The organism is Geodermatophilus sp. SYSU D00700 (assembly GCF_054050255.1).
Genome location: NZ_JBJGZA010000033.1, coordinates 20,701 through 44,742, shown reverse-complemented (window position 1 = coordinate 44,742; position 24,042 = coordinate 20,701). Strand labels below are relative to the sequence as shown.

Below are 24,042 nucleotides of genomic sequence, written 5' to 3'. Positions count from 1 at the left end.
CCCGTCCGGGGGTGCCCGGCGTCCTCCCGCGCCCGGACGATGACCCCGCCGAGGACGTGCCGTCGAGCCGCGGCGGCCGAGGACGGGGAGGGTCGATGAGGACCAGGGCAGCCGTACTGCGCGACGTCGGACAGCCGTTCGAGATCACCGAGCTCGAGCTCGACGAACCCCGGGCGGGGGAGGTGCTGATCCGCTGGTCGGCGGCGGGGCTGTGCCACTCCGACGAGCACCTGCGGCACGGCGACATCGTGCCCCGCTTCCCGGTGGTCGCCGGCCACGAGGGTGCGGGGGTCATCGAGCAGGTCGGCCCGGGCGTCACCCGGCTGCAGCCGGGCGACCACGTGGTCTGCTCGTTCCTGCCGGTCTGCGGGCACTGCCGCTGGTGCTCGACCGGCCAGTCGAACATCTGCGACATGGGCGCGGCCATCCTCGACGGCCACATGGCCGACGGCACCTACCGCTTCCACGACGAGGACGGCAACGACTACGGCGGCATGTGCATGCTCGGCACCTTCTCCGAGCGCTCCGTCATCAGCGAGAACTCCGCGGTGAAGGTCGACCCCGACCTGCCGCTGGACAAGGTCGTGCTCATCGGCTGCGGCGTCCCCACCGGCTGGGGGTCGGCGGTGCACGCGGCGGCCACCGAGCCCGGCGACACGATCGTCATCTACGGCATCGGCGGGATCGGCATCAACAGCGTGCAGGGCGCGGCGCTGGCCGGCGCGCGCAACGTCATCGCCGTCGACCCGCTGCCCAACAAGCGCGAGGCGGCCGAGCAGCTCGGCGCCACGCACAGCTGCGAGACCGCCGAGGAGGCCCAGGCGCTGGCCCAGCAGCTCACCCACGGCGTCGGTGCGGACAAGGCGATCATCACCGTCGGCGTCGTCGACAAGGAGGTCGTCAGCAGCGCCGTGGACGTCATCCGCAAGGGCGGCACCGTCGTCATCACCGGCCTGGCCGACCCGACCAAGCCCAACATCGAGCTGAACAGCTCGATGCTCACCCTGTTCGAGAAGACCGTGAAGGGCTCGCTGTTCGGCTCGGGCGACCCGTTCCACGACATCCCGAAGATGGTGGAGCTCTACCAGGCCGGTGACCTCAAGCTCGACGAGATCATCACCCAGACCTACACGCTCGACCAGGTCAACCAGGGCTACGAGGACCTGGTCAACGGGAAGAACATCCGCGGCGTGATCGTCTACGACACCCCGCCGCTGGAGGGTGCCCAGGCCTGAGCGGTCCCCCGACGAGGTCTGCACACTGGTCCGCGCGGCCGGTGGGCAGACCTCGTCGGCCGTCCTGAGTCCTCCGAGGGGAGTCGCGTGGCCGCCACCGCCCCGCACCCGGTCATCGGGCTGCGCCGCGAGCGCGAGGTGCTCACCGTCGCGCTGCGCACCAACCGGCACGTCGTCCTGGAGGGGCCGCCGGGGACGGGCAAGTCCACGCTGCTGCGCTCGATCGCCGCCGACGTCGGCCAGGAGGTCGTCTTCGTCGAGGGCAACGCCGAGCTGACCCCGGCCCGGCTCATCGGCCAGTACGACCCCGCCGCCGTCCTCGCCGACGGCTACGTGCCCAGCAGCTTCACCGACGGGCCGCTGCTGACGGCGATGCGCGGGCACGGGCTGCTCTACCTCGAGGAGCTCAACCGGATCCCCGAGGAGACGCTCAACGTCCTCATCACGGTGCTCACCGAGGGCGAGATCACCGTGCCGCGGCTCGGCCACGTCAAGGCGGCCGCCGGCTTCCGGCTCATCGCCGCGATGAACCCCTTCGACGCCATCGGCACCGCGCGGGTCGGTCAGGCGATCGCCGACCGCATGTGCCGGGTCGTCCTCGGCTACCAGGACGCCGCCGCCGAGCGGGCCATCGTCGCCGCCGTCACCGGGGCCCCGCCGGCGCTCATCGGCCTCGCCGTCCGGCTGGTGCGCGCCTCCCGGGAGCACCGCGACGTCCGGATGGGCTCCTCGGTGCGGGGTGCCACCGACCTGGTGCTGCTGCTGGGCGGCCTCCTCGACGTGCGCGGCCAGTCGGGGCTGGGCGCCGAGGGCGCCCGCGAGACCGCCCGGGACGCCGCCTACGCGGCGCTGTCGGGCCGGATCCGCATCGCCGACGGCGTCGAGCGCACGGCCGAGGCGGTCATCGACGAGATCCTCGACGACGTCTGGCCCCCCGACGGGACACCACCGCCGGAGGACGAGGCCGCCGATCCTTGAAGGCCCCCGGACCAGGGCGGGGGTGAGGGCGCGCCGCAGTCCCCGGCGGGCGCCGACTCCGCGTCGTCGCTGCGCCGCGACCGGCGCTCGGGCACCACCCGCCGGCAGACCAGCCGGCGGGAGATGGCGGCGCGGCACGAGGCCTTCGAGGAGGTCAGCCCGGAGGTCGGCGAGCTCGACGAGGAGGCCTTCGCCGCGCTGATGGCCGAGGACGCCGACGCCGCGGCCGCGCTGCTCACCGACCTCGCCGCCGCCACCGACCGCGACCTGCGCTCGGCGGCCCAGCGGCTGGCCGCGCGGGTGTTCGTGCAGGTCGGGCGGGTGGGCCGCACGCGGACCCGCGGCACGCGGCGGCTGGTGCCCGACCGGCGCGGCGACGGCGACCTGGACCTCGACCGCACCCTCGACCGCTGGGACGTCGGGACGCCGCTGGCCACGGGCGACCTGGTCACCCGCACGTGGGCCGGGCACCGGCGGGTCGTGTGCCTCGCCGTCGACACCTCCGGGTCGATGACCGGCCTGGGCGTGGCGATCGCCGCGGTGGCGGCGGCCGGCGTCGTCCTCACCGGGGACGAGAAGCTGCGGACCGGCCTGATCACCTTCGGCCGCGAGGTCGACGTCGTGCAGCGTCCGGGGCAGCGGCGCGCCGCCGAGGACGTCGTCACCCACCTGATCGGCCTGCGCGGGCACGGGATGACCGACCTCGCCGCCGCGCTGCGGGCCGCCCGGCTGCAACTGGCCGCGGAGGTCGCCGACGAGCGCGCGGTCGTGCTGCTGTCGGACTGCCTGCACACCACCGGGGACCCGCCGGAGAGCGCCCTGGCCGGGATCGACCGGCTCGACGTGCTGTGCCCGCTGCCCACCCCGGAGGCCGAGGCGGCGGCGCGGGCGCTGGCCGGGCGCGGCGGGGGCACCGCGCACATGGTGCGCACGGTGCGCGACCTGGGGCCCGCGCTCACCCGCCTGCTGGGGTGAGGAAGCGGACGCGCGGTGTTGATCATCGGATGCGTGCACGTCCGCGCGGCGTGTCGTCCCGTGTCGCGTGCACACGTCCGATGATCGACTCGGGGATCACCGATGATCACGACCGGGTGACTCGCGATCCCGGCGGCCTGTCCGCCCCGCAGGATGACGACGTGAACGCGTGGCTGCTGCGGGCGCCGTGGTGGGCGCTGTCGCTGGTGATGGGCGCGCTGGTCGCCCCCGGCCTGGTGCTGGTGGTCCGGTTCGTGGGGGACGAGAGCTGGACCGCCGCGGTCGTGACGGGCGTCGTGGCGGCCGTCGTCTGCGCGCCGGTGCTCGGGCTCCTCGTCGCCCGGGACACCCGGGACACGCTGGACGCGTCCGGCCCGGTCCCGCACCGTGACCGTGCGCTCGTCGAGCGGGCGGCACGGCGCGGCCCCGTCCCCGAGGACGACGACCTGCGGGAGGCCGCGCTGCGCGTGGTCGAGGGCCGGCTGGCGCTGGTGACGCGGACCCGGACACGCGCCGTGGTCACCACCGTCGTCCTCGCGCTCCTGTGCGCCGGGGTGGCCCTCACCCGGTCGCCGTGGTGGTGGGCCGGCGTCGTCGTCTGCATCGGCCTGTCCGTGCTCGTGCTGGTCACGCCCGCGCGGCTCCGGCGCCGCGCCGACCTGCTCCGCCGGCAGCGCTGAGCGGACCGGCAGTGACCTGCTACGGCAGCAGGCCCAGCCTCCGCGCCCGGACGACGGCCTCGAGGCGCGTGTGCGCGTCGAGCTTGGTCATCGCCGAGCCGAGGTAGCTCTTCACCGTCTCTGGGCGCAGCGACAGGCGGGTCGCCGTCTCCCGGTTGCTGCACCCCAGCGCCACCTGCGTGAGGACGTCGACCTCGCGAGCCGACAGGTGCACCGGCGCCGGCGCGGCGTCGGGGGCCGCGCCCAGCGCCGCGAGCCGGGTGCACGCGTCGAGCAGCCGCTCCCGCAGCGCGGCGTCGCCGGTGGCCTGCGCGGCCAGCCGCAGGTCGGCGTGCACCGCGCGCACCTCCTCCCAGCGGGCCGGGTCCTCGGCCGGTGCGGGCCCGGCCGCGGCGGTGGCCATCAGCGCCAGCCGGCGGTCCACCTCGTCGCGGACGGCGAGCTCGGCGCCCATGCGGGCGGCGGCGCGGGCCAGCGCGTCGCGCACCCGGTCGCCGATCGACCCGCCCTCCCGGCTGGCCGCGTACAGCACCGCCCGCGCCCGCCCGCCGACGAGCACCGGGACGGCGGCGACCGTGCGCAGCCCCTCGGCGAGCACCGGGCCGTCGTACTCGTGGGTGATGTCCAGCGCCCGCTCGTAGTCCTCCACGCCCGCCGGCCGGCCCTCGCTGAGCACCCGCCCGCCCAGCCCGGCGCCGGTGCGGATCTCCAGCCCCCGCAGGTGGGGGGTGCGCGTGCCGACCAGCTCGTCGATGCGGGCGGTCGGGCCCTGCACCGGCCCGGCGGCGAAGACCACGCTCATCCCCGACCGGGCGTGCACCTCGCGGACGGCGGCGCGCAGCGCGTCGCGGTCGTCGGGACGCGCCGCCGCGGGAAGGGACACCCGGGACCTCCTCACCGGCACCGACGGTCGTGATCCAGGTCACGCTAGCGCAGGTCGGCGGGCCGCCCGGCGAGAACGGGGGTGGTGGCCTCGCGGGCACCGGGCGACCATCCCCGGGCAGACGACCGCACGAGCGAGGAGCGCACCCCATGCCCGGCACCGCCACCAGCGCCTACCGCGAGGCCCGCGACCAGCTGCTCGCGCTGCGCGCGGACCCCGTCGCGGCGGCCGACCGGTTCCGCTGGCCGCAGGTCGAGGGCCCGTTCAACTGGGCGGTGGACTGGTTCGACGAGATCGCCCGCGGGGTCGACCGGCCCGGCCTGCGCATCACCGGCGAGGACGGCGCCACGGCGAGCTGGTCGTTCGCCGAGCTGGCCCGCCGCTCCGACCAGGTGGCCGGCTGGCTGCGCGAGCGTGGCGTCGGGCGCGGCGACCGCGTCGTCCTCATGCTCGGCAACCAGGTCGAGCTGTGGGAGTCGATGCTCGCCGTCATGAAGCTCGGCGCGGTGATCATGCCGACCACCACCGCGCTCGGTCCGGCCGACCTCGCCGACCGGATCGGCCGCGGCGGCGCGCGGCACGTCGTCGTCAACGCCGCCGACGCCGCCAAGTTCGACGGCGTACCCGGTGACTACGGCCGGATCGCCGTGGGGGAGGCGCCGACCGGCTGGGCGCCCTACGCCGACGCCGCCGGCGCCCCGGACCAGCCCCCGGGCCACCCCGGCACCGAGCCCGGCGACCCGCTGCTCCTGTACTTCACCAGCGGCACCACGAGCCGGCCCAAGCTGGTCGAGCACACGCAGGTCAGCTACCCGGTCGGCCACCTGTCGACGATGTACTGGCTGGGCCTGCAGCCCGGCGACGTGCACCTGAACATCAGCTCGCCGGGCTGGGCCAAGCACGCCTGGAGCTGCTTCTTCGCCCCGTGGGCCGCCGAGGCCACCGTCGACCTGTTCGACTACCGCCGCTTCGACGCCGGCGCGGTGCTCGGACACGTCCGCGGCGCCGGCGTCACCACGTTCTGCGCCCCGCCGACGGTGTGGCGGATGCTCATCCAGGCCGACCTGTCCGGCGGCCCGGGCGGGCTGCGCGAGGTGGTCGCCGCCGGGGAGCCGCTCAACCCGGAGGTCATCGAGCAGGTCCGCCGGCACTGGGGGCTGACGCTGCGGGACGGCTACGGGCAGACCGAGACGACGGCGTCCGTGGGCAACAGCCCGGGCGCGGAGGTGCGGCCCGGCTCGATGGGACGCCCGCTGCCCGGCGTCCCCGTGGTGCTGGTCGACCCGCTCACCGGGAAGCCCGCCGACGACGGCGAGATCTGCCTGGACCTCTCGCAGCGGCCGGTCGGGCTCATGACCGGCTACCAGGGCGACCCCGAGCGGGCGGCCGAGGCCATGGCCGGCGGCTACTACCACACCGGCGACGTCGCGACCCGGGACGCCGACGGCTACATCACCTACGTCGGGCGCACCGACGACGTCTTCAAGGCCAGCGACTACAAGATCAGCCCGTTCGAGCTGGAGAGCGTGCTCATCGAGCACCCGGCGGTGGTGGAGGCCGCCGTCGTGCCGGTGCCCGACCCGGTGCGGGCCGCGGTCCCCAAGGCCTACGTCACCCTGGCCCCGGGGTGGGAGCCCGGCCCGGAGACGGCGCTGGCGGTGCTGCGCCACGCGCGCGAGCGGCTGGCGCCCTACCTGCGGGTGCGCCGGGTGGAGTTCGCCGAGCTGCCCAAGACCATCTCGGGCAAGATCCGCCGGGTCGAGCTGCGGCACCGCGAGGAGGCGGCCGCGCCCGCCGGCACCGGCACCGACTGGGCCGACACGGACTTCCCCGAGCTGCGCGGCTGAGCGGGAGCCCCGTGCCCGCCGGCGGCGCCGGCGGGCACGGGGACGGTGTCAGCGGTCGGCGTCGGTGTAGACGACCACCCCACGGATGTTCTTGCCGTCGCGCATGTCCTGGTAGCCCTGGTTGACGTCCTCGAGCGAGTACGTCGTGGTCGCCAGCTCGTCGAGCTTGAGCTGGCCCTCCTGGTACAGCGAGAGCAGCTCGGGGATCGCCGCGCGCGGGGCCAGCCCGCCGAAGATGGCGCCCTGCAGGTCCTTCTGCAGCAGGGTCAGCTCGAACAGCGAGAGCGTCACGTCGGTGTTGGCGTAGTTGCCCATGCCGGTCACGACGGCGCGGCCGCCCTTGCCGGTGAGGCTGAGCGCGGTCTGGATGTCCTCGCCCTGGATGTCGCCGACGGTGATGATCGTCTTGTCGGCCATCCGGCCCCAGGTCAGCTCGTTGACCTTCTCGGTGGCCTCCTCGGCCGACTCGAAGACGTGCGTGGCGCCGAGGTCCATCGCCCACTCGCGCTTGCGGGCCACCGGCTCGATGACCATGACCCGCTTGGCGCCGGCCGCCGCGGCGCCCTGGACGGCGTTCATGCCGACGCCGCCGGCGCCCATGACGACGACGTTCTCGCCCGGCCGGACGTCGGCGACCTTGGTGGCCGAGCCCCAGCCGGTGGTGACCCCGCAGCCGACCAGCGCGGCGACCTCGAGCGGGATGTCCGGCTCGATCTTCACGACCGAGGCCTGGTGCACGGTGATGTAGGGCGAGAAGGTGCCGAGCAGGCACATCGGGATGACGTCCTTGCCGCGGGCCCGGACCCGGTAGGAGCCGTCGGAGATCGACGTGCCGGCCAGCAGGTTCGCGCCCAGGTCGCAGAGGTTCTGCATCCCCTTGGAACACGGCGGGCACTGCCCGCAGGCGGGGATGAAGGCGGTGACGACGTGGTCGCCCTCCTGCAGCCCGGTGACGCCGGGGCCGACCTTGGTGACGACGCCGGCGCCCTCGTGCCCGCCGATGACCGGGTAGAACGCCACGGGCGTGCCGCCGGTGACCAGGTGCTCGTCGCTGTGGCACAGCCCCGAGGCGGCCAGCTGGACCTGGACCTCACCCGCCTTGGGATCGCCGAGCTCGATCTCCTCGACCGACCACTCCTCGCCCACGCCCCACAGGATCGCGCCCTTGGTCTTCACCCGGTGTCCCTCTCGTCCGTGCCCGGTCACCGCCCGTCGCCGTCGACGGGCCGCCGGGACTACTGTGCGCCGGGCCACAGACTCCGTGTGACACCGGGTGCCGTCAAGCCGGGCGGCCGGTCCGGTTCCGCGTCCGCGGGCCGGGTCAGCGGCCGGGGTCGACCGTCACCGAGGTGAACGGCACGTGGGGCTCCACGACCGGGAAGACGACGAACAGCAGCAGCGCGCAGACGGCGAGCGCGAGCAGCAGCGACAGCGCCGAGCGGCTCGCCGTCCCCCCGGGCAGGTGGCGCCAGATCCAGCGGTACACGGGCCCTCTCAGTCCTCGGTCAGGGCCGGCGGCCCGTCGGGTGCGTCGGCCCGGGTGATGCCGGGTCCGTCGAGGACGGCGTGCACGACCAGGCGCTGCTGGGCGGAGTAGCGCGGGTGGCAGGTGGTGAGCGTCAGGTAGGCGCCGGTGGGCGCGGCGTCGGCCGGGCCGCCGGGGGTCGGCGCGATGACCTCCACCTGCGCCGGCGTGACGACCCGCCGGCCGGGGATGCCGCCGGGGTCGGCGAAGTCGCCGGTGGTCTCGTCGCCGAGCACGCGGTAGGTGAACCAGCCGTCGGCCACCTCGACCACGATCGGGTCGCCGGGGCGCAGCGCGTCGAGCTCGAGGAACGGCGAGCCGCGGCCCACCCGGTGACCGGCGATGGACACGTTGCCCTGCTGGCCGGGCATCGCCGTGCCGACGTAGTGCCCCGGCCCCTGGGACAGCTGGTCCTCGGTGGTGCCCTCGAGCACGACCCGCGACCAGTCCTCGCCCAGCCGCGGCACGTGCAGCACCGCGAAGGGCTCGCCCACCCCGGGATCGGTGGGGGAGGTCGGGACACCGACCACGGGGGCGTCGGAGCCCCACCCGGTGCGCAGCTCGTCGGCGAGGCGGTCCTGCTCGCGGGCGGCGAACAGGTCGGTGACCCACAGCTCGTAGACGACGAACAGCAGCAGCACGACGCCGGTGGTGACCAGCGTCTGGCCGAGGCCGCCGGCGAGGGTGCGCCAGCGGTCACGCCGCGGACGGCCGTACCGGCGCCCCTCGGTGGGGGACGGTGCGGTCGCGGAGGGTGAGGCCATGGCGACTCCACGATGCCAGCCGGAGGTGCACGTCCCGGTCCGGCAGAGTGGGCGGCGTGTCGCAGCAGCCGGTGGTCGTCGTCGGCGCCGGTCCCGTGGGCGCCACCGCCGCGCTCCTGCTCGCCGCGCGCGGGCTGCCGGTCCTGCTGCTCGACCGGCAGCCGCGGCCGCCGGGGGTCCCGCGGGCGGTGCACCTCGACGACGAGGCGCTGCGCGCCCTGGCCGACGCCGGCGTCGCCGGGGAGTTCCTCGCGGTCAGCCGGCCGCTGGCGGGGCTGCGGCTGGTCGACGCCGACCACCGGGTGCTGGCCGAGTTCGGCCGGGTGCCCGGGACGGGCCGGCACGGCTGGCCGCAGGCGTCGATGTTCCACCAGCCCGACCTCGAGGCCGTGCTGGGCGCCGCCGTCGCCCGTGCCCCGGGGATCACGCTCCGGGCACCGGCCGAGGTGGTGGGGCTGACCGAGCGGGCGGACCGGTCCGTCACGGTGGCGACGGTCGACCGGCGCACCGGCGAGCGGGCCGACGTGCCCGCCGCGGCGGTGCTCGGCTGCGACGGCGCGAACAGCACCGTGCGGCGACTGGTCGGCGGCCGGATGCGCGACCTCGGCCGGCCCGACCGCTGGCTGGTGGTCGACCTGCGCACGCCGTCGCCGCTGCCGGTGTGGCCGGGCGTGCACCAGGTGTGCGACCCGGCCCGCGCCGCGACGTTCATGCCGGTCACCGGCGACCGCTACCGCTTCGAGACCCGGCTGCTGCCCGGCGAGACCCCGGCGGACCTCGCCGGCGCGCTGCCCCGGCTGCTCGCGCCGTTCGGTGCCGCGGACGCCGAGGTGGTGCGCGCCGCGGAGTACGTCTACCGGGCGCAGGTCGCCGACCGGTGGCGCCGGGGACGGGTGGTGCTGGCCGGTGACGCCGCCCACCTGACCCCGCCGTTCGTCGGCCAGGGTCTCGGCCTCGGCCTCCGCGACGTGCACCAGGTCGCCTGGAAGGTGGCCGCGGTGGTGACCGGGGACGCCGGCGAGGACCTGCTCGACACCCACGGCGCCGAGCGCGCGCCGCACGCCCGGGCGCTGGTCCGGCTGGCGGCGCTGCTCGGGCTGCTGATGACCGGTGGGGGAGCGGCGGCGGTCCCGGCCCGCCGGGCGGTGCTGGCCGCCGTCGCCCGCGTGCCGGCGCTGGCCGCCTACACCGCCGACAGCCGGACGCCGCCGTTGCGCCCCGGCCCGCTGGTCGACCGCCGCGGCCGGGCCGGTCGGCGGCTGGCGGGCTCGCTCGTCCCGCGCGCGCGGGTCCGCGCCGGCGGGCGGGAGTGCCGGCTCGACGACGTCCTCGGCACCGGGACGGCGGTGCTGGCGCTGGCCGCCGCCGGCCGGATCACGGTCACCGCGGGCGGGCGGCGCACCGAGGTGGACGACGCTGACGGCGTGCTGACCGCGTGGCTGCAGGCGGGGCGGGCGCGCTTCGCCGTCGTCCGGCCCGACCGGGTCGTGCGCGCCGCGGGATGAGTGCATCCCCGGCGCCACCTGCGGGTACCGGGCGGCCCATGCAGATCGACAAGGCACAGATCCTCCAGCTGCTGCAGTCCCAGGGCGACGACGCCAAGGCGCAGCAGGCCGACCAGGAACTGCCCGGGCAGGTGGACACCGAGCAGCACGCCGGGCTGCTGCAGAGCCTCGGGCTCGACCCGATGGACCTCGTCCGCATGCTCGGCGGCGGTGGCCTCGGTGGCCTCGGCGGCGGTGGGAACGACCAGGGCGGTGGCGGCGGCCTCGGCGGGGCGATCGGCGGCATCCTCGGCCGCTGACCCCGCGGGGGTCCTCGTGCACTTCCGCGGAGATGCACCGTGCACCTCCGCGGAAGTGCACGTCTGTGACGGGCGGCGCGCGATCGTGTGATGCGCGTCACGGAGGCGGTTATCGTGGTCGGGCCGTCCGAGCCCTGGAGGCCCCCGTGCCCGCTCCCCTGCCCCGCCCCGTGCGGTGACCGCCGTCCCGCTGCGGTCCGGGCCGCCGGCCCGCCGCGCGCTCGACCAGGAGATCCGCCCCGCGCCCCGCCCCTGCGCCGAGCCGGCCGCACCGGGCTTCAGCAAGTACCTCGTCCCCGAGGTGGTGTTCGGCTGGGGTGCGCTGTCCGAGGCCGGCTTCGCCGCCCGCCGACTGGGTGCCCGCCGGCCCTTCGTGGTGACCGACGCCGGCCTGGTCGAGGCCGGGTGGCCGGCCGAGCTGGGGGGCCACCTCGCCGACGTCGGCCTGCGGCCCACCGTCTGGACCGGGCTCACGCCCAACCCCAAGGACCACGAGGTCGCCGAGGGGGTGCAGCGCTACCTCGAGGGCGGCTGCGACGTGATCGTCGCCCTCGGCGGCGGATCGGTCATCGACGCGGCCAAGGCGGTCGCCGTCGTGGTGAGCAACGGGGGGTCGATCCTCGACTACGAGGGGGTCGACCGCGTCACCACCGCGATCCCCCCGACCGTCATGTGCCCGAGCACCGCGGGCACCGGCGCCGACGTGTCGCAGTTCGCCGTCGTCACCGACACCACCCGGCGGCTCAAGGCCACCCTGATCGGCCGGGCGCTGGTCCCCGACATCTCGCTCACCGACCCGCGGCTGCTCACCACGATGCCCGACGACCTGGCCGCCGCCACCGGCCTCGACGCGCTCACCCACGGCATCGAGGCGTTCGTCTCCCGGGCGTCGGGCCCGCTCACCGACGTGCACGCCCTGCACGCCGTCGAGCTCATCTGCACCTCGCTGCGGCGGACGCTTGCCGCGCCCGACGACACCGCCGCCACCACCGCCATGGCGCAGGCCAGCCTGGAGGCCGGACTGGCCTTCACCAACGCCATCCTCGGTGCCACGCACGCGATGAGCCACCAGGTCGGCGGGCTGCTCGACGTGCCGCACGGCGTGGTCAACGGGGTGCTGCTGCCGCACGTCATCCGGTTCAACGCCCGCGCCGTCCCCGAGCGGTTCCTGCCGGTGGCCCGCGCCATGGGCGTCGACGTCACCGGCCTGTCGGGCGAGGCGGCGGCGGAGGCAGCGGCCGACGTCGTCACCCGCCTGGCCGCCGACCTGGGCTGCCCGAGTCGGCTGGGGCCGCTGGGCGTGCGCGAGTCCGACGTCGAGCGGCTCGCGACGACGACGCTCGGCGACGCGTGCCTGTCGACCAACCCCCGGGACGCAGACCGGGCCGAGATCGCCGCGCTGTTCCGGGCGGCGATGTGACCGCCCGCCGGGTCTGAGCGGGCGCCGGTGACCTCGCGCACCCCCGTCCCCGGGATCCCCGAGCTCACCGGGCTGCGCTCGTCCAAGCCCAGCTGGTACGCGGAGTACCGGCAGACGGCCGAGGACCTCTCCCGGGCGCTCACCCAGCTCGAGCACGTCGCCCACGTGCTCTCGGCGACCGGTGAGGGGGCCCACGCCCTGTGCCGCGCCGTCGTCGACGCGACCGCGGGCCAGCTCGCCGTCCCGTGGGTGGTGCTCGCCCTCGCCGAGGACGCGCTGCCGCTGGCCCGGCCGCGGCTGGTCGGCCGCGGTCCCGGCGACGCGACGGCCGGTGACCTCGCCGAGCTGCCACCCGACGTGGGCCGGCCGGTCGCCGCCGCCCTCGCTGCGGTGGAGACCGGGCCGTGGCGGACCGGCGACGGCGCCGTCGTCGTCCCGCTGGTGGTCGACGGCGATCCGGTCGGGGCCCTGGTGGCCTGCGGCGGGGCGCCGCGCCGTGCCGACCACGCCGACCTGTCGATCCTGCGGATCGTCGCCAACCAGTCGGCCGTCGCGCTGCACGCCGACCACCTGCTGGCCCGCTCGGAGGCGCTGCGCCGGCAGACCGAGCGGCTCTACGCCGAGGCCGACCAGCGGGCCCGCGACCTCGCCGAGCGGCACCGCCAGCTGGCCGAGGCCGAGCACCGCCTCGACGTCGCCGCCCAGCGCGAGGCGGTCGACGCCGAGCGGCACCGGATCGCCCGCGAGCTGCACGACAGCGTGGCCCAGCACGTGCTCTCGGCCGGCATGACGATCGAGTGGTGCCGGCCGGAGGTGGCCCACCACGCCGAGGTGCACGAGCGGCTGGGGCACGCCAAGGCGCTGACCCGGGAGGCGGTCGAGCGGCTGCGCGGCGCCATCCACGCGCTGTCGGAGCACGAGCACGACCCGCCCGGCCCGGCGCTGCCCGACCTGCTCGGCCGGCTGCCGTCGGTGCCGGGGCTGGCGGTCGCGGTGCGCGTCGAGGGCCGGCCGCGGGTGCTGCCGCCGGGGGCCGAGCACCAGCTGTTGCGGATCGCCACGGAGTGCCTGTCCAACACCGCCCGGCACGCCGGCGCGACCCGGGCGACCGTGCGGCTCGGGTACCGACCCGACGGGGTCCGGTTGTCGGTCGCCGACGACGGGACCGGCGACCCCGAGACGCTGCGCCGCGCGCTGCGGGCCGCCGCCCGGCGCGGCGACGGCCACCACTGCGGGCTGCGCAACATCGCCTCCCGCTGCCGCGAGCTCGGCGCCGGCCTGCGCGTCGCCCGCGCCCGGATGGGCGGGGTGCGGGTGGAGGTCCGGCTGCCGCTCCCGCCCGACACGCCCCCGGAGGAGACCGGTGACTGAGCCGATCCGGCTGGTGATCGTCGACGACCACGCCATCGTCCGGCGGGGCCTGCGGTCGATCCTCGAGCGCGAGCCGGACATCGAGGTCGTGGGCGAGGCGGCCACCGCCGCGGCCGCACTCGACCTGGTCGCCGCGGTCCGGCCGCACATCGTGCTGCTCGACCTCAAGCTCTCGGCGGGGTCCGACGTCGCCGGCCTGGCGCTGTGCGGCGAGCTCACCGCCCGGACCCCGGCGCCGGGCGTGCTGGTGGTCACCACGTTCCTCGACGAGCGGCTGGTGGTGGAGGCGATCCGGCACGGCGCGCGGGGCTACGTGCTGAAGGACGTCGACGCCGTCGCGCTGGTCGCCGCGATCCGGGCGGTCCGCCGGGGCGAGAGCGCCTTCGACAGCCACAGCGCGGCGATGGTCGTGCGCTCGCTGGCCGCCCCGGCGCCCTCGTCACCGCGGGGCCGGCCGTCCCCGGAGCTGACCGGCCGCGAGCGGGAGGTGCTGGCCCTGCTGGCCCGGGGACTGTCGAACGAGGCGATCGGCCGTGAGCTCTACATCTCGGCCACGACGGCGAAGTTCCACGTCACCAACCTGATGCGCAAGCTCGCGGTCTCCCGGCGCGCCGAGGCCGTCTACGCCGGCTCCAAGCTCGGTCTCATCTGACGTTGACCGGGCACGCACGGGACGCCTTAGGGTGTGGTGCACGTCACACAGAGCCCGGCTGTGCGACCGGCACCCCGGGCCGAACCCGCTCGACCCAGACGGGCTCTGCCTGCCCCCGATCCGGACGCCCGTGACCGTCCCGGGGCGGCATCCCGGGACGGAGGACCAGCCGGTGGACCGCGACGACCTGTCTCCCCGCACGCCACGCCGCAGGGGCCCGTACGGCCCGGCCGGGCCGTACGGGCCGTGGCCCCCGGGGAGACGGCCGGTCCTCGGCGGGGCCGTCGTCGCGGGCGCCCTCGTCCTGGGCGCGGTGGTGCCGGCGTCGGCCCAGGCGGCGGACGCGGCGCCCGGGTACCCCGGCGAGGCGGCGACCTGGTCGCCCGGGGACAAGGACGGCTTCGGGACGGCGATCGGCGCCCTCGACAGCACGGTCTGGTACACGCTCAACGACGGCACGCTCAGCGAGGTCTACGCCCCGCGGATCGACACGCCGAGTTCCCGGGACACCCAGTTCGTCGTCACTGACGGCGCCACCTTCGCCGAGCGGGAGGACGAGGCCACCGACTCCGTCGTCGAGCTGGTCGACCCGCGGGCCCTGGTCTACCGGCAGGTCAACACCGCGCAGAGCGGCCGCTACCGGATCACCAAGACCTACACCACCGACCCCGACCGGTCCGCGGTGCTCGTCGACGTGCAGTTCGAGTCCCTCGACGGGCAGCCCTACCAGGTCTACCTGCTCCACGACGTGGGCCTGGGCCTCAACGCCAACGACGACACCGGTCGCTCCGCCGACGGGCGGCTGCTGGCCACCGACGGTGCGCTGAGCAGCGCCGTCACCGTCTCGGGTGGCCTCACCGACACCTCCAGCGGCTACCTCGAGCGCAGCGACGGGTGGGCCGACCTGCGCGACGACTACGTCCTCGACGACACCTGGGACGCGCCGACCCCCGGCAACGTGGTGCAGATCGGCCGCACCGGCCTCACCGGCACCGACGACGGGCAGCACCTCACCCTCTCCCTCGGCTTCGGGACGACGGAGGACGACGCCGCGCAGGCCGCCGACCAGGCGCTGGAGCGGGGCTACGACGACGCCCTGGCGGCCTACACCGAGGGCTGGCACGACTACCTCGACGGCCTGGCGCCGGTGCCGGCCAGCGCCGAGCAGTGGCGCACGGAGTACGACGTGTCCGCGATGGTCGTCGCGGCGAGCGAGGACAAGACCTTCCGCGGCGGGTTCATCGCCTCCCCGGGCAAGCCGTGGGCCTGGGCGAACGAACTCCAGCACTTCCCCGTCTACCACGAGGTCTGGTCCCGGGACCTGTACCAGCACGCGACCGCCCTGATCGCGATGGGCGACGAGGCGGCCGCCGAGCGCGCGCTGGACCACCTGTGGACGGTCCAGCAGCGTCCCGACGGGTCGTTCCCGCAGAACGCGCGCCTCGACGGCGAGGCGGTCTTCGGCGGGCTGCAGATGGACGAGGTCGCCCTGCCGATCGTGCTCGCCTGGCAGCTCGGTCGGACCGGGCCGGAGGACTGGGAGCGGGTGCGGCTCTCGGCGGACTTCATCGTGGCCGAGGGGCCGCAGACCGAGCAGGAGCGGTGGGAGAACCTGGGCGGGTGGTCGCCGAACACCATCGCGGCCGAGATCGCCGGCCTGGTGACCGCGGCCGAGATCGCCCGCGCCAACGGTGACGACGCCCGGGCCGACACCTACCTGGCCACGGCCGACGAGTGGCGGGCCGGCCTGGCGGAGTGGACCGTGACGACCACCGGCCCGCTGTCGCCCGAGCCGTACTACCTGCGCATCACCGCCGACGGGGACGCCGACGCCGGCACGCAGATCCAGATCGCCGACGGCGGCCCGCTGGTCGACCAGCGGGAGGTGCTCGACCCGAGCTTCCTCGACCTGGTCCGGCTCGGCATCGTCCCGGCCGACGACCCGGTCGTGCTCAACACCCTGCGACTGGTCGACGAGCAGCTGGCCTACGACACGGCCAACGGCCGGTTCTGGCACCGGTCGAGCTTCGACGGCTACGGGGAGAAGGCCGACGGCACCCAGTGGGAGCCGGTGGACCCGGGCTCGCGGGAGACGATCGGCCGCGGCTGGCCGCTGCTCACCGGCGAGCGGGGCGAGTACGAGCTGGCCGCCGGCGGCGATGCGGCCGCGGCCGCCCAGGGGCGGCTGGACACCATGGCCCGCTCGGCCGACGACCGGTCCTACTTCCTCGCCGAGCAGGTGTGGGACGACCAGCCGCCGTCCGCGGAGGGGACGGAGTTCGTGCCGGGGGAGCCGACGTTCTCCGCGACGCCGCTGTCCTGGAGCCACGCGGGCTTCATCCGGCTCGCGCACGCCGTCGACGCCGGTCGTCCCGTGGACACCCCCGACGTCGTGGCCTGCCGGTACGAGACGTCGCTCTGCCAGGACTGACGCGCTCGATCTGGTGCACTTCCGCGGAAGTGCACCAGATCGGGCGCGCTCCGCGATCCGCCTGACGGCGGCGAGCGTGGCGGGGATGCCCTCGTGCGCGGCGATGGTCGTGCGCTCGCTGGCCGCCCCGGCGCCCTCGTCGCCGCCGGGCCGGTCGTCCCCGGAGCTGACCGGCCGCGAGCCCTGCATCTCGGCGACGACGGCGGAGTTCCACGTCACCGACCTGATGGGCGAGCTCGCGGTCTCCCGGCGCGCCGAGGCCGGCTACGCCGGCTCCGGGCTCGGCCTCATCCAGCAGGGACCGGCTCGGGGTCGCGGCCGAGCCAGTCGATCCGCCCGCCGTGGGGTGCGGTGTGCGCCAGCGGGCGGCCGTCGAGGGACAGCACGAAGTAGGGCCCCCACCCGCCGGGGAACGGCTCCCCCGTGCCGGGCACCATGCCCGCCCCCTCCTGCGCCACCCAGCGCACCGGCAGGCCGCGCACCCGGTCGACAAACGCCGTGCGCCGGGCCGCCTCGACGTAGGGCAGCACCGCCGTGTGCACGACGACCGGCACCGCCCCGTCCGGCACCAGGGCGAGGGCGTCGGGCAGCCGGTCGAGCAGGTCGCCGGCCAGCAGGGTGGGCGGCTCCCGCGCGGCGATGGCCGCGGCGGCGTCGAACCGCTGCAGCCGCTCGGCCTCGACCGGACCGGGCCACACGAGCGTGCGCAGCCAGGCGCGGTCGTCCGGGTCGGTGACGTCGAGCGGGTCCAGGTCGACGCCGATGCGCGCGACCACCTCGGGCAGCGCGGTCGGTACCGGCACCGGCCCGCTGGTGGCGCACCGCAGCTGCACCGGGCTCGGCGGCCCGACCCGGCGGCCGTCGTACTCGTAGGAGTAGCGGTCGGGGTAGAGGCACAGCCCGGCCGAGGCCCCCACCTCCACGAGCGCGAGCGGGCCCCCGATCGTGGCGAGGGCCGGCAGGAGCGCCGCACAGCGCGCGGGCTCGTTGGTCTGCGTCGCCCGGGCGAGCACCGTCGCCCGCAGCCGTTCGCCGTCGGAGACCACCCGCTCGTGCAGCTCGGCGCCGTCGGCGGGGACGCCGCCGAGGAACCGGAGCGCGGCGAGGAACAGCGGCGGGCCCCGCTTGCCCGCCGGGAGACCGGCCAGGAAGTCCAGGACGTCCCGGTCGCGGGCGACGGCGGCCGCCAGCGCGGAGTACGCCGGCGCCTCGGTGACGGTCTCCGCGCTGAACGCCCGGTAGCCCTCGGCGATCCGCTCCGGACCGGCGTCGTCGCTCACCCCGGCGCCGGGGCGCCGGCGTCACCGCCGCGGCGGCCGGCCTCGGCGATGCGCTTGACCGCCGCCAGCGTGGCCGGGATGCCCTCGTGTGCCGCCCGGGTGCGCTGCTCGATCTGGTGTTGCGCGTCCTCGCCGTAGCGCTCGGCGAAGAACTCGTGACCGGCGGGCAGGAACTCCCAGGTCTCGGTCAGCCGGGTCCCGCCGGCGACCGGCTCCATGAGGTAGCCCCAGCGGACCAGCCGGCCGCCGACCAGCCAGGCGAACTCCCGGCCGCGGTCGGCCGCCACGACCAGGCTGCGGGTCTCCCACGTGCGGGCGGGTGTGACGTTGCGGCCGGTGAACCAGTCGCCCACCTGCCCGGTGGCGCCCTCGTCCCACCAGCAGGCCACGCAGACCGGGCTCCACTCGCCGGTGCGGGTCACGTCGCTGACCAGGTCGTAGACCTCCTCCGGCGAGGCGGCGACGACGATCGAGTCGGAGTGGGTCAGGTCGGTCACGCCCGCAGTGTGCACTTCCGCGGAAGTGCACACCCGTCAGCGGGCGGAGGCGCGGGTGACGACGTCGGTGGCCCAGCTCTCCAGGCCGCTGTGGTCGCGGATGACCTCCACCCGGTCGCAGTGCTCGGCGTAGGCGGGCAGGTCGCAGCCGCCCAGCGCCCAGGAGTACCGCGGCTCGGGGGTCAGCCAGATCGTCTCGCGCACGCGGCGGGTGAGGTCGGCGAAGACGTCCAGCCGCGGGGCGTTGCCGTTGCCGCGGCCGTCCCCGAGCACGAGCAGCGTCGAGCGGCGGGTGAAGGCGCCGGAGTGGTCGGCGGCCAGCCGCGCGAACACGGTCCCGTAGTCGCTGGCGGCGTCGACGTCGATGACGTCGCCGCCGAAGACCAGCCCGAGGGCGTGCTCCAGCGGGTGCTCGTCGAACAGGTCGGTGATCTCGACGACGTCGTCGACGAAGGCGAACGTGCGGACCTGCGCGAACAGGTCCTGCAGCGCGTGCACCACGTGCAGGCTGAACCGCGCCGCCGTCCGCACCGACAGGCTCACGTCGGCGACGACGACCAGCCGCGGCCGGTCCTCGGCCAGCCGCGTGGTCACCGGCCGGAACGGGACGCCGTCGTAGCGCATGTTGCGCCGCATCGTCCGGGCGACGTCGACCCGCCCGCGGGGCGACTGCCGCTTCCGGTGCGTGAGCCCGCCGTGCAGCGAGCCGGCCAGGCGGCGCAGCGAGTCCTCGATCCGCGCCCGCTCGGCCTCGGAGACCTTCTCGACCGGCGCCCGGGCGAGCTCGCGCTCCTCGATCGCGAGGTCGGTCATCTCGGCGAGCTTCTGCAGGTGGGCGGCCAGCAGCTCGGGCAGGTCCTCGATGACGCCGGCGAGCCGGCGGCGCAGCGCCTCGGCGACCTCGGGGTCCAGGTCGCCGACCGGGTCGGCCAGCCAGTCGCGCAGCGCCTGCTGCTGGGCCACCGTCAGCTGCACGTCCAGCGGGGTGCCGCCGGCGCGCACCAGCTCGCCGGGCAGGCCGGGGTCGTGCAGCCGCGAGACCTCCAGCTGGACCTGCTGGGCGTCGTCGGCCGGACCGGCGGGGCTCTCCGACGACAGCACGATCTGCTGGGTCAGCGAGGCGAGGTCGATCTTGTTCGCCTCCTGGTGCAGGTTGTACTGCGCGGCGAGGTCCTCGGGCCGGAAGAAGTCGCGGATGTCGACCGGCTTGCCGTGGCTGTGCCCCTCCTGGACGTCGGTGGGCGGGTCGGCCGACCAGGTCATCCGGGTGAGCTCGCCGGTGTCCTCGAGGTCGTCGTGGGCGTGGCCGTGGTCCTGCTCGTCCTCGACCACCGGCCGCAGCGTGAAGAAGCGGTCGAAGGTGTCGGCGAAGACCTCGGCGTCGCGGCGGTCCTTGAGCAGTGCCGCGCCCAGCGCGGCCTCGAGCGCCGCGCGGTCGCTGACGCCGACGGCGGCCGCGGCCGCCGCCGCGTCGACGACCTCCGCCGTCGACACCCGCATCCCGCGCAGCCTCAGCAGCCGGACGAACCGGTGCAGGGCGTCCTCCACCTCACACCGGCCGGCGCCGCGCGCTGCCGCGGTTGCCGGCGGGGAAGGAGCGCGCCCCCTGCCCGGCGCCCACCTGCCGCTTCGGCGCGGGCGCCGCGTCGGGCGTCTCCGACGGCGCCTGCTGGCCGTAGTAGTTGCGGTCGTGCCGGCCGGGGGCGTCCTTGGCGGCCCGCACGCGGCGGCCGTCGTCGTCCGGGTGCTCGTGCCCGTGGTCGTGCGCCCCTGAGTGGTCGTGGTCGTGGGTGTGCCCGCCGTGGGTGTGTGCCCCGTGCGAGTGGGTGTGCCCGAGGGGCGGCGGCACCGTCGCGTTCGGGTCGACCAGCCGCGGCAGCGCGTCGCGGGAGCGCTGCACGTCGCGCTCGTACTTGGCGACGACGGACACGGTGTCCGACAGCACCTCGGCCGACAGCTCGCCGACGCCGAGGACGGCGAGGGTGCGGGCCCAGTCGATGGTCTCGGAGATGCTCGGTGCCTTGCGCAGGTCCAGTCCCCGCAGGCCGCGGACGATCTCCACCAGCCGTCGCGCGGTCGCGTCGTCGAGGCCGGTGCGCTTGGACCGGAGGATCTCCAGCTCGCGGTCGGCGTCGGGGTACTCGAGGAACAGGTGCAGGCAGCGGCGCTTGAGCGCGGCGGAGAGGTCGCGGGTGTTGTTCGAGGTCAGGACGACGTAGGGCGGCTGCCGGGCGACGAAGGTGCCGATCTCGGGCACCGACACCTGGTACTCGGCCAGCATCTCCAGCAGCACCGCCTCCAGCGCCTCGTCGGCGCGGTCGACCTCGTCGACCAGCAGCACCACCGGCTCCTCCGAGCGCACCGCCTCCAGCAGCGGCCGGGCGGCGAGGAACCGCTCGGTGAAGAACGCGCTGTCGGCGGAGGCGATCCGCTCCACCGCCGCCTCGAGGGTGTCGGCGTCCCCCAGCAGCGCGGCGGTCTTCTCGCGCAGGATCTGGGTGTAGAGCAGCTGCTTGCCGTAGTCCCACTCGTAGAGGGCCTTCGTCTCGTCCTGGCCCTCGTAGCACTGCAGGCGCAGCAGCCGGCGGCCCGTGGCGGCGGCCAGCGTCTTGGCCAGCTCGGTCTTGCCGACGCCGGCCGGGCCCTCCAGCAGCAGCGGCTTGGCCAGCCGGGACATGACGAACGTCGTCGTCGCCAGTCGCCGGTCCGCGATGTAGCCCTGCTCGGCGAAGGCCCGGGCGACGTCGTCCGGGCTGTCGAAGTCGTGCGGGGCAGGGTCGGCGGGGACGGGCTGGACGCTCAACGGGGCTCCCTGGGGCAGGAGAGGGGGGGGGGGGGGGGGGGGGGGGGGGGGGGGCGGGGGGGGGGGGGGGGGGGGGGGGGGGGGGGGGGGGGGGGGGGGGGGGTGGCTGTGGCGCGGGAGCGCGCCCCCCCCCCCCCCCCCCCCCCCCGGAGTCGGTCAGGACAGCAGGTCGTCGAGGTCGCCGTGCATGCAGTGCTCCACCACCGGCCGCACCGTCTCGAACGTGCACTCCTTGGCGTTGCCGGGGGTGCAGGCGTCGCCGAGGACGTGGTGGGTGATCCGGTCGACGTCCTTGTCGTCCCCGGTGATGACGGCGGCGTTCTCGTAGAACGTCGTCGGGCCGACGCCCAGCCGGTTCTTGGAGTAGCTGTCCTGGGTGACGTCGGTGAACTTCTCCGGGATGCCGACGTCGCGCAGCAGCCGGATGGCCGCGGCCAGGGCGGCGTCGGCGGCCTGCGGCGCGGTCATGCCGTGGGTGTCCACGCCCATGGCCTCGGCGATGTCGGCGAAGCGCTGGTACTGCGTGGGCATGTTGAACGCCCACACCCGGGGCAGCGCGATGGCGTTGTTGAGCCCGTGGTGGGTGTCGTAGAAGGCGCTCACCGCGTGGCTGATCGAGTGGATGATCCCCAGGCCGCCGGAGTTGAACGCCTGCGCGGCGATGTACTGGGCGTACATCATCCCCTGCCGGCCACCGAGGTCCTGGCCGTTCCAGACCGCCTGGCGCAGGTGCTGGTTGGTCAGCTTGATGGCGTAGAGGGCGTTGCCCAGCGACGGCGGGAAGTCCAGCCGGGAGACGTAGGGCTCGCTGGCGTGGGCGAGGACGTCGAAGCCGCACTGGGCGGTGTAGTCGATCGGGCAGTCGTAGTAGAGGACCGGGTCGTCGATCGCCAGCGTCGCCAGGCAGTGGTCGTCGAAGGCCACGTACTTGTGCGGGTTCTCCGGGTCGGTCGTGGTGTCGGTGATGACGTAGGCCCAGGAGGTCTCCGAGCCGGTGCCGGCCGTCGTCGAGACGGCGATGTGCGGCGGGTTCTTCGGGTTCTCCGACTGGTTGAAGCCCTCGAACTCGTTGACGCTGCGGCCGTCGTGGGCCACCGAGATCCGCGCGCCCTTGCAGGCGTCGTGGCTGGAGCCGCCGCCGATGGAGACGAAGCTGTCGCACTCGTTCTCCTGGTACAGGGCGACCGCGTCCATGACGTTGTAGTCCTTGGGGTTGGACTCCACCTTGTCGTAGACCACGACCTCCAGACCGTGGTAGCGCATCGACCCGGCGATCTTCTCGACGATGTCCGAGCCGCGCAGGCCCGACGTCATGACCAGCGTCTTCCGGAACCCCAGCTTCAGCGCCTCGGGGCCGATGATCTCGTGCGCTCCGGGGCCCATCAGCGCCCGCGGGAACGGGTGGAACTCCTTGATCGGGAAGGGCTTGAGGAGTTCTTCGACCTGCATGAGAGGGGTCCTTCCGTCTGCCAGCGGGGAGCCGTCGGCGCACGCTACGAGCGGCGTCCCACCGGCGGCAGGACCCGCGGGGGAGAACCGGCCGACCGGAGGAGCACATCCGGCCACCCGGTCAGGTGCACCTGCCCGACCGGCCAGGGGAGGAGGACCGGTCCCGTCCGCGGGGACGGCGGCGCCGGCGGGCATGCTGCGGAGGTGACCTCACCCGCGAGCACCGCCTACGACGTCGCCGCCGTCCGTGCCGACTTCCCCGCCCTGCGCGCCGGCGCGGCCCACTTCGACGGCCCCGGCGGCTCCCAGGTGCCGCGCCAGGTGGCCGAGGCGGTGGCCGCCACGCTCACCGCGCCGATCGCCAACCGCGGGCAGGTCACCGCGGCCGAGCGCCACGCCGACGCGGTCGTGCTCGCCGCCCGGGCGGCGGTGGCCGACCTGGTCGCGGGGGACGCCGGCGGTGTCGTCTTCGGCCGGTCGATGACCCAGCTGACCTACGACCTGTCGCGTGCGCTGACCGCCGGCTGGGGCCCGGGGGACGAGGTGGTGGTCACCCGGCTCGACCACGACGCCAACGTGCGGCCGTGGGTGCAGGCCGCCGCGGCGCGCGGCGCCACCGTCCGCTGGGCCGACCTCGACCCGGACACCGGCGAGCTCACCGCCGAGGCGCTGGCCGCGGTCCTCTCCGACCGCACCCGGCTGGTCGCGCTGACCGGCGCCTCGAACCTCATCGGCACCCGGCCCGACGTCGCCGCGCTCACCGCACTGGCGCACCGGGCCGGCGCGCTCACCTACGTCGACGGCGTGCACCTGACCGCGCACGCGCCGGTCGACGTCGCCGCACTGGGGGCGGATCTGTTCGCCTGCTCGCCGTACAAGTTCCTCGGCCCGCACCTGGGCTGTGTCGTGGCCGCGCCGGCGCTGCTGGAGACCCTGCACCCGGACAAGCTGCTGCCCTCCACCGACGCCGTCCCCGAGCGGTTCGAGCTCGGCACGCTGCCCTACGAGCTGCTGGCCGGCACCACCGCGGCGATCGACCACCTGGCTGGGCTGGGGAGTGCCGAGGGCGACCGCCGGGCGCGGCTGGTCGCCGGGATGACCGCCGTCGAGGCGCACGAGGACCGGCTGCGCGAGCGGGTCGAGGAGGGCGTCGCGGAGCTGCCCGGCGTCACGTTGTGGTCGCGCGCCCGGCACCGGACGCCCACGCTGCTCTACACGTTCGCCGCCCGACCCGCCGCGGAGGTCTCCCGGGCGCTCGCCGAGCGGGGCGTCAACGCGCCCGCTGGGAGCTTCTACGCCATCGAGCCGTCCCGCCGGCTGGGGCTGGGCGACGCCGGCGGGCTGCGGATCGGCATGGCGCCCTACACCGACGACGACGACGTCGACCGGCTGCTCGCCGGGCTGCGCGCGGTGCTGGCCTGAGGCATGGGAAGCCATCCGCACGTCCG

21 protein-coding genes are annotated in these 24,042 nt (G+C 75.6%); 12 read left to right on the top strand and 9 right to left on the bottom strand.

Annotated features, from left to right (window positions below; genetic code table 11):
- Nucleotides 1-95: 95 nt before the first annotated feature.
- The 4 genes from ACI79V_RS19255 (at nucleotide 96) to ACI79V_RS19240 (ending at nucleotide 3,868) form a co-directional block, all read left to right on the top strand.
- Entirely contained in the window at nucleotides 96-1,235 is a 1,140-nt protein-coding gene (locus tag ACI79V_RS19255; protein WP_456891807.1) for an NDMA-dependent alcohol dehydrogenase, read from the top strand.
- Between the two features lie 87 nt (nucleotides 1,236-1,322).
- Complete coding sequence (locus ACI79V_RS19250) at nucleotides 1,323-2,213, top strand: AAA family ATPase (protein ID WP_456891805.1); 891 nt, start codon at nucleotides 1,323-1,325, stop codon at nucleotides 2,211-2,213.
- A gap of 123 nt (nucleotides 2,214-2,336) precedes the next feature.
- The gene (locus tag ACI79V_RS19245) at nucleotides 2,337-3,188 is read left to right on the top strand and encodes a VWA domain-containing protein (RefSeq protein ID WP_456891803.1); all 852 of its coding nucleotides are present in this window, start codon (nucleotides 2,337-2,339) and stop codon (nucleotides 3,186-3,188) included.
- A 161-nt stretch (nucleotides 3,189-3,349) separates the two neighbouring features.
- Nucleotides 3,350-3,868, top strand: a complete 519-nt coding sequence (locus ACI79V_RS19240) for a hypothetical protein (RefSeq protein WP_456891802.1) — start codon at nucleotides 3,350-3,352, stop codon at nucleotides 3,866-3,868.
- Between the two features lie 19 nt (nucleotides 3,869-3,887).
- On the opposite strand, the gene ACI79V_RS19235 is transcribed toward ACI79V_RS19240, so the two are convergent.
- The gene (locus tag ACI79V_RS19235; protein WP_456891800.1) at nucleotides 3,888-4,751 is read right to left on the bottom strand and encodes a LuxR C-terminal-related transcriptional regulator; all 864 of its coding nucleotides are present in this window, start codon (nucleotides 4,749-4,751) and stop codon (nucleotides 3,888-3,890) included.
- A gap of 149 nt (nucleotides 4,752-4,900) precedes the next feature.
- Between ACI79V_RS19235 and ACI79V_RS19230 the strand changes: the two genes are divergently transcribed.
- On the top strand, nucleotides 4,901-6,598 hold the full coding sequence (locus tag ACI79V_RS19230) for an AMP-binding protein (protein WP_456891798.1): 1,698 nt from the start codon (nucleotides 4,901-4,903) through the stop codon (nucleotides 6,596-6,598).
- Between the two features lie 48 nt (nucleotides 6,599-6,646).
- Here ACI79V_RS19230 and ACI79V_RS19225 read toward each other — a convergent pair whose 3' ends face one another.
- From ACI79V_RS19225 to ACI79V_RS19215, 3 genes are all read right to left on the bottom strand, one after another.
- Entirely contained in the window at nucleotides 6,647-7,774 is a 1,128-nt protein-coding gene (locus ACI79V_RS19225; RefSeq protein WP_456891796.1) for an NDMA-dependent alcohol dehydrogenase, read from the bottom strand.
- 145 nt (nucleotides 7,775-7,919) lie between these two features.
- On the bottom strand, nucleotides 7,920-8,084 hold the full coding sequence (locus ACI79V_RS19220) for a hypothetical protein (protein ID WP_456891794.1): 165 nt from the start codon (nucleotides 8,082-8,084) through the stop codon (nucleotides 7,920-7,922).
- A gap of 8 nt (nucleotides 8,085-8,092) precedes the next feature.
- Nucleotides 8,093-8,887, bottom strand: coding sequence for a class E sortase (locus tag ACI79V_RS19215; RefSeq protein WP_456891793.1), 795 nt, complete (start codon nucleotides 8,885-8,887; stop codon nucleotides 8,093-8,095).
- Between the two features lie 56 nt (nucleotides 8,888-8,943).
- Between ACI79V_RS19215 and ACI79V_RS19210 the strand changes: the two genes are divergently transcribed.
- The 6 genes from ACI79V_RS19210 to ACI79V_RS19185 all read left to right on the top strand — a co-directional run bounded on the left by ACI79V_RS19210 (nucleotide 8,944) and on the right by ACI79V_RS19185 (nucleotide 16,565).
- Entirely contained in the window at nucleotides 8,944-10,392 is a 1,449-nt protein-coding gene (locus ACI79V_RS19210) for a bifunctional 3-(3-hydroxy-phenyl)propionate/3-hydroxycinnamic acid hydroxylase (RefSeq protein WP_456891791.1), read from the top strand.
- 38 nt (nucleotides 10,393-10,430) lie between these two features.
- Entirely contained in the window at nucleotides 10,431-10,691 is a 261-nt protein-coding gene (locus tag ACI79V_RS19205) for a hypothetical protein (protein WP_456891789.1), read from the top strand.
- A gap of 175 nt (nucleotides 10,692-10,866) precedes the next feature.
- The gene (locus ACI79V_RS19200) at nucleotides 10,867-12,111 is read left to right on the top strand and encodes an iron-containing alcohol dehydrogenase (RefSeq protein WP_456891787.1); all 1,245 of its coding nucleotides are present in this window, start codon (nucleotides 10,867-10,869) and stop codon (nucleotides 12,109-12,111) included.
- 27 nt (nucleotides 12,112-12,138) lie between these two features.
- The gene (locus tag ACI79V_RS19195; protein WP_456891785.1) at nucleotides 12,139-13,482 is read left to right on the top strand and encodes a histidine kinase; all 1,344 of its coding nucleotides are present in this window, start codon (nucleotides 12,139-12,141) and stop codon (nucleotides 13,480-13,482) included.
- Nucleotides 13,475-14,134, top strand: a complete 660-nt coding sequence (locus tag ACI79V_RS19190) for a MadR family response regulator transcription factor (RefSeq protein ID WP_456891783.1) — start codon at nucleotides 13,475-13,477, stop codon at nucleotides 14,132-14,134. Before ACI79V_RS19195 ends, ACI79V_RS19190 begins: the two co-directional genes overlap by 8 nt.
- 172 nt (nucleotides 14,135-14,306) lie before the next feature.
- Nucleotides 14,307-16,565 (top strand): glycoside hydrolase family 15 protein, encoded by a 2,259-nt coding sequence (locus tag ACI79V_RS19185; RefSeq protein ID WP_456891781.1) that lies wholly within the window; start codon nucleotides 14,307-14,309, stop codon nucleotides 16,563-16,565.
- Between the two features lie 287 nt (nucleotides 16,566-16,852).
- Here ACI79V_RS19185 and ACI79V_RS19180 read toward each other — a convergent pair whose 3' ends face one another.
- From ACI79V_RS19180 to mdo, 5 genes are all read right to left on the bottom strand, one after another.
- Nucleotides 16,853-17,845: a DUF2332 domain-containing protein gene (locus tag ACI79V_RS19180; protein ID WP_456891779.1), complete on the bottom strand. Its 993-nt coding sequence runs from the start codon at nucleotides 17,843-17,845 to the stop codon at nucleotides 16,853-16,855.
- The gene (locus ACI79V_RS19175; RefSeq protein WP_456891778.1) at nucleotides 17,842-18,342 is read right to left on the bottom strand and encodes an SRPBCC family protein; all 501 of its coding nucleotides are present in this window, start codon (nucleotides 18,340-18,342) and stop codon (nucleotides 17,842-17,844) included. Before ACI79V_RS19175 ends, ACI79V_RS19180 begins: the two co-directional genes overlap by 4 nt.
- 36 nt (nucleotides 18,343-18,378) lie before the next feature.
- On the bottom strand, nucleotides 18,379-19,890 hold the full coding sequence (locus ACI79V_RS19170) for a VWA domain-containing protein (RefSeq protein WP_456891776.1): 1,512 nt from the start codon (nucleotides 19,888-19,890) through the stop codon (nucleotides 18,379-18,381).
- A 1-nt stretch (nucleotide 19,891) separates the two neighbouring features.
- Entirely contained in the window at nucleotides 19,892-21,145 is a 1,254-nt protein-coding gene (locus tag ACI79V_RS19165) for an AAA family ATPase (protein WP_456891774.1), read from the bottom strand.
- Nucleotides 21,146-21,301: 156 nt separating this feature from the next.
- On the bottom strand, nucleotides 21,302-22,594 hold the full coding sequence (mdo, locus tag ACI79V_RS19160; protein ID WP_456891772.1) for an NDMA-dependent methanol dehydrogenase: 1,293 nt from the start codon (nucleotides 22,592-22,594) through the stop codon (nucleotides 21,302-21,304).
- Between the two features lie 204 nt (nucleotides 22,595-22,798).
- On the opposite strand from mdo, the gene ACI79V_RS19155 reads away from it, so the two are divergent.
- Nucleotides 22,799-24,016 (top strand): cysteine desulfurase-like protein, encoded by a 1,218-nt coding sequence (locus ACI79V_RS19155; RefSeq protein WP_456891770.1) that lies wholly within the window; start codon nucleotides 22,799-22,801, stop codon nucleotides 24,014-24,016.
- The last annotated feature ends 26 nt before the right edge of the window (nucleotides 24,017-24,042 follow it).

Bases quoted from the DNA above. Each gene is read 5' to 3' on its own strand.
- ACI79V_RS19245 (WP_456891803.1), top strand. From the start codon at position 2,337: ATGGCGGCGCGGCACGAGGCCTTCGAGGAGGTCAGCCCGGAGGTCGGC.
- mdo (WP_456891772.1), bottom strand. From the start codon at position 22,594: ATGCAGGTCGAAGAACTCCTCAAGCCCTTCCCGATCAAGGAGTTCCAC.
- ACI79V_RS19215 (WP_456891793.1), bottom strand. From the start codon at position 8,887: ATGGCCTCACCCTCCGCGACCGCACCGTCCCCCACCGAGGGGCGCCGG.
- ACI79V_RS19255 (WP_456891807.1), top strand. From the start codon at position 96: ATGAGGACCAGGGCAGCCGTACTGCGCGACGTCGGACAGCCGTTCGAG.
- ACI79V_RS19205 (WP_456891789.1), top strand. From the start codon at position 10,431: ATGCAGATCGACAAGGCACAGATCCTCCAGCTGCTGCAGTCCCAGGGC.
- ACI79V_RS19230 (WP_456891798.1), top strand. From the start codon at position 4,901: ATGCCCGGCACCGCCACCAGCGCCTACCGCGAGGCCCGCGACCAGCTG.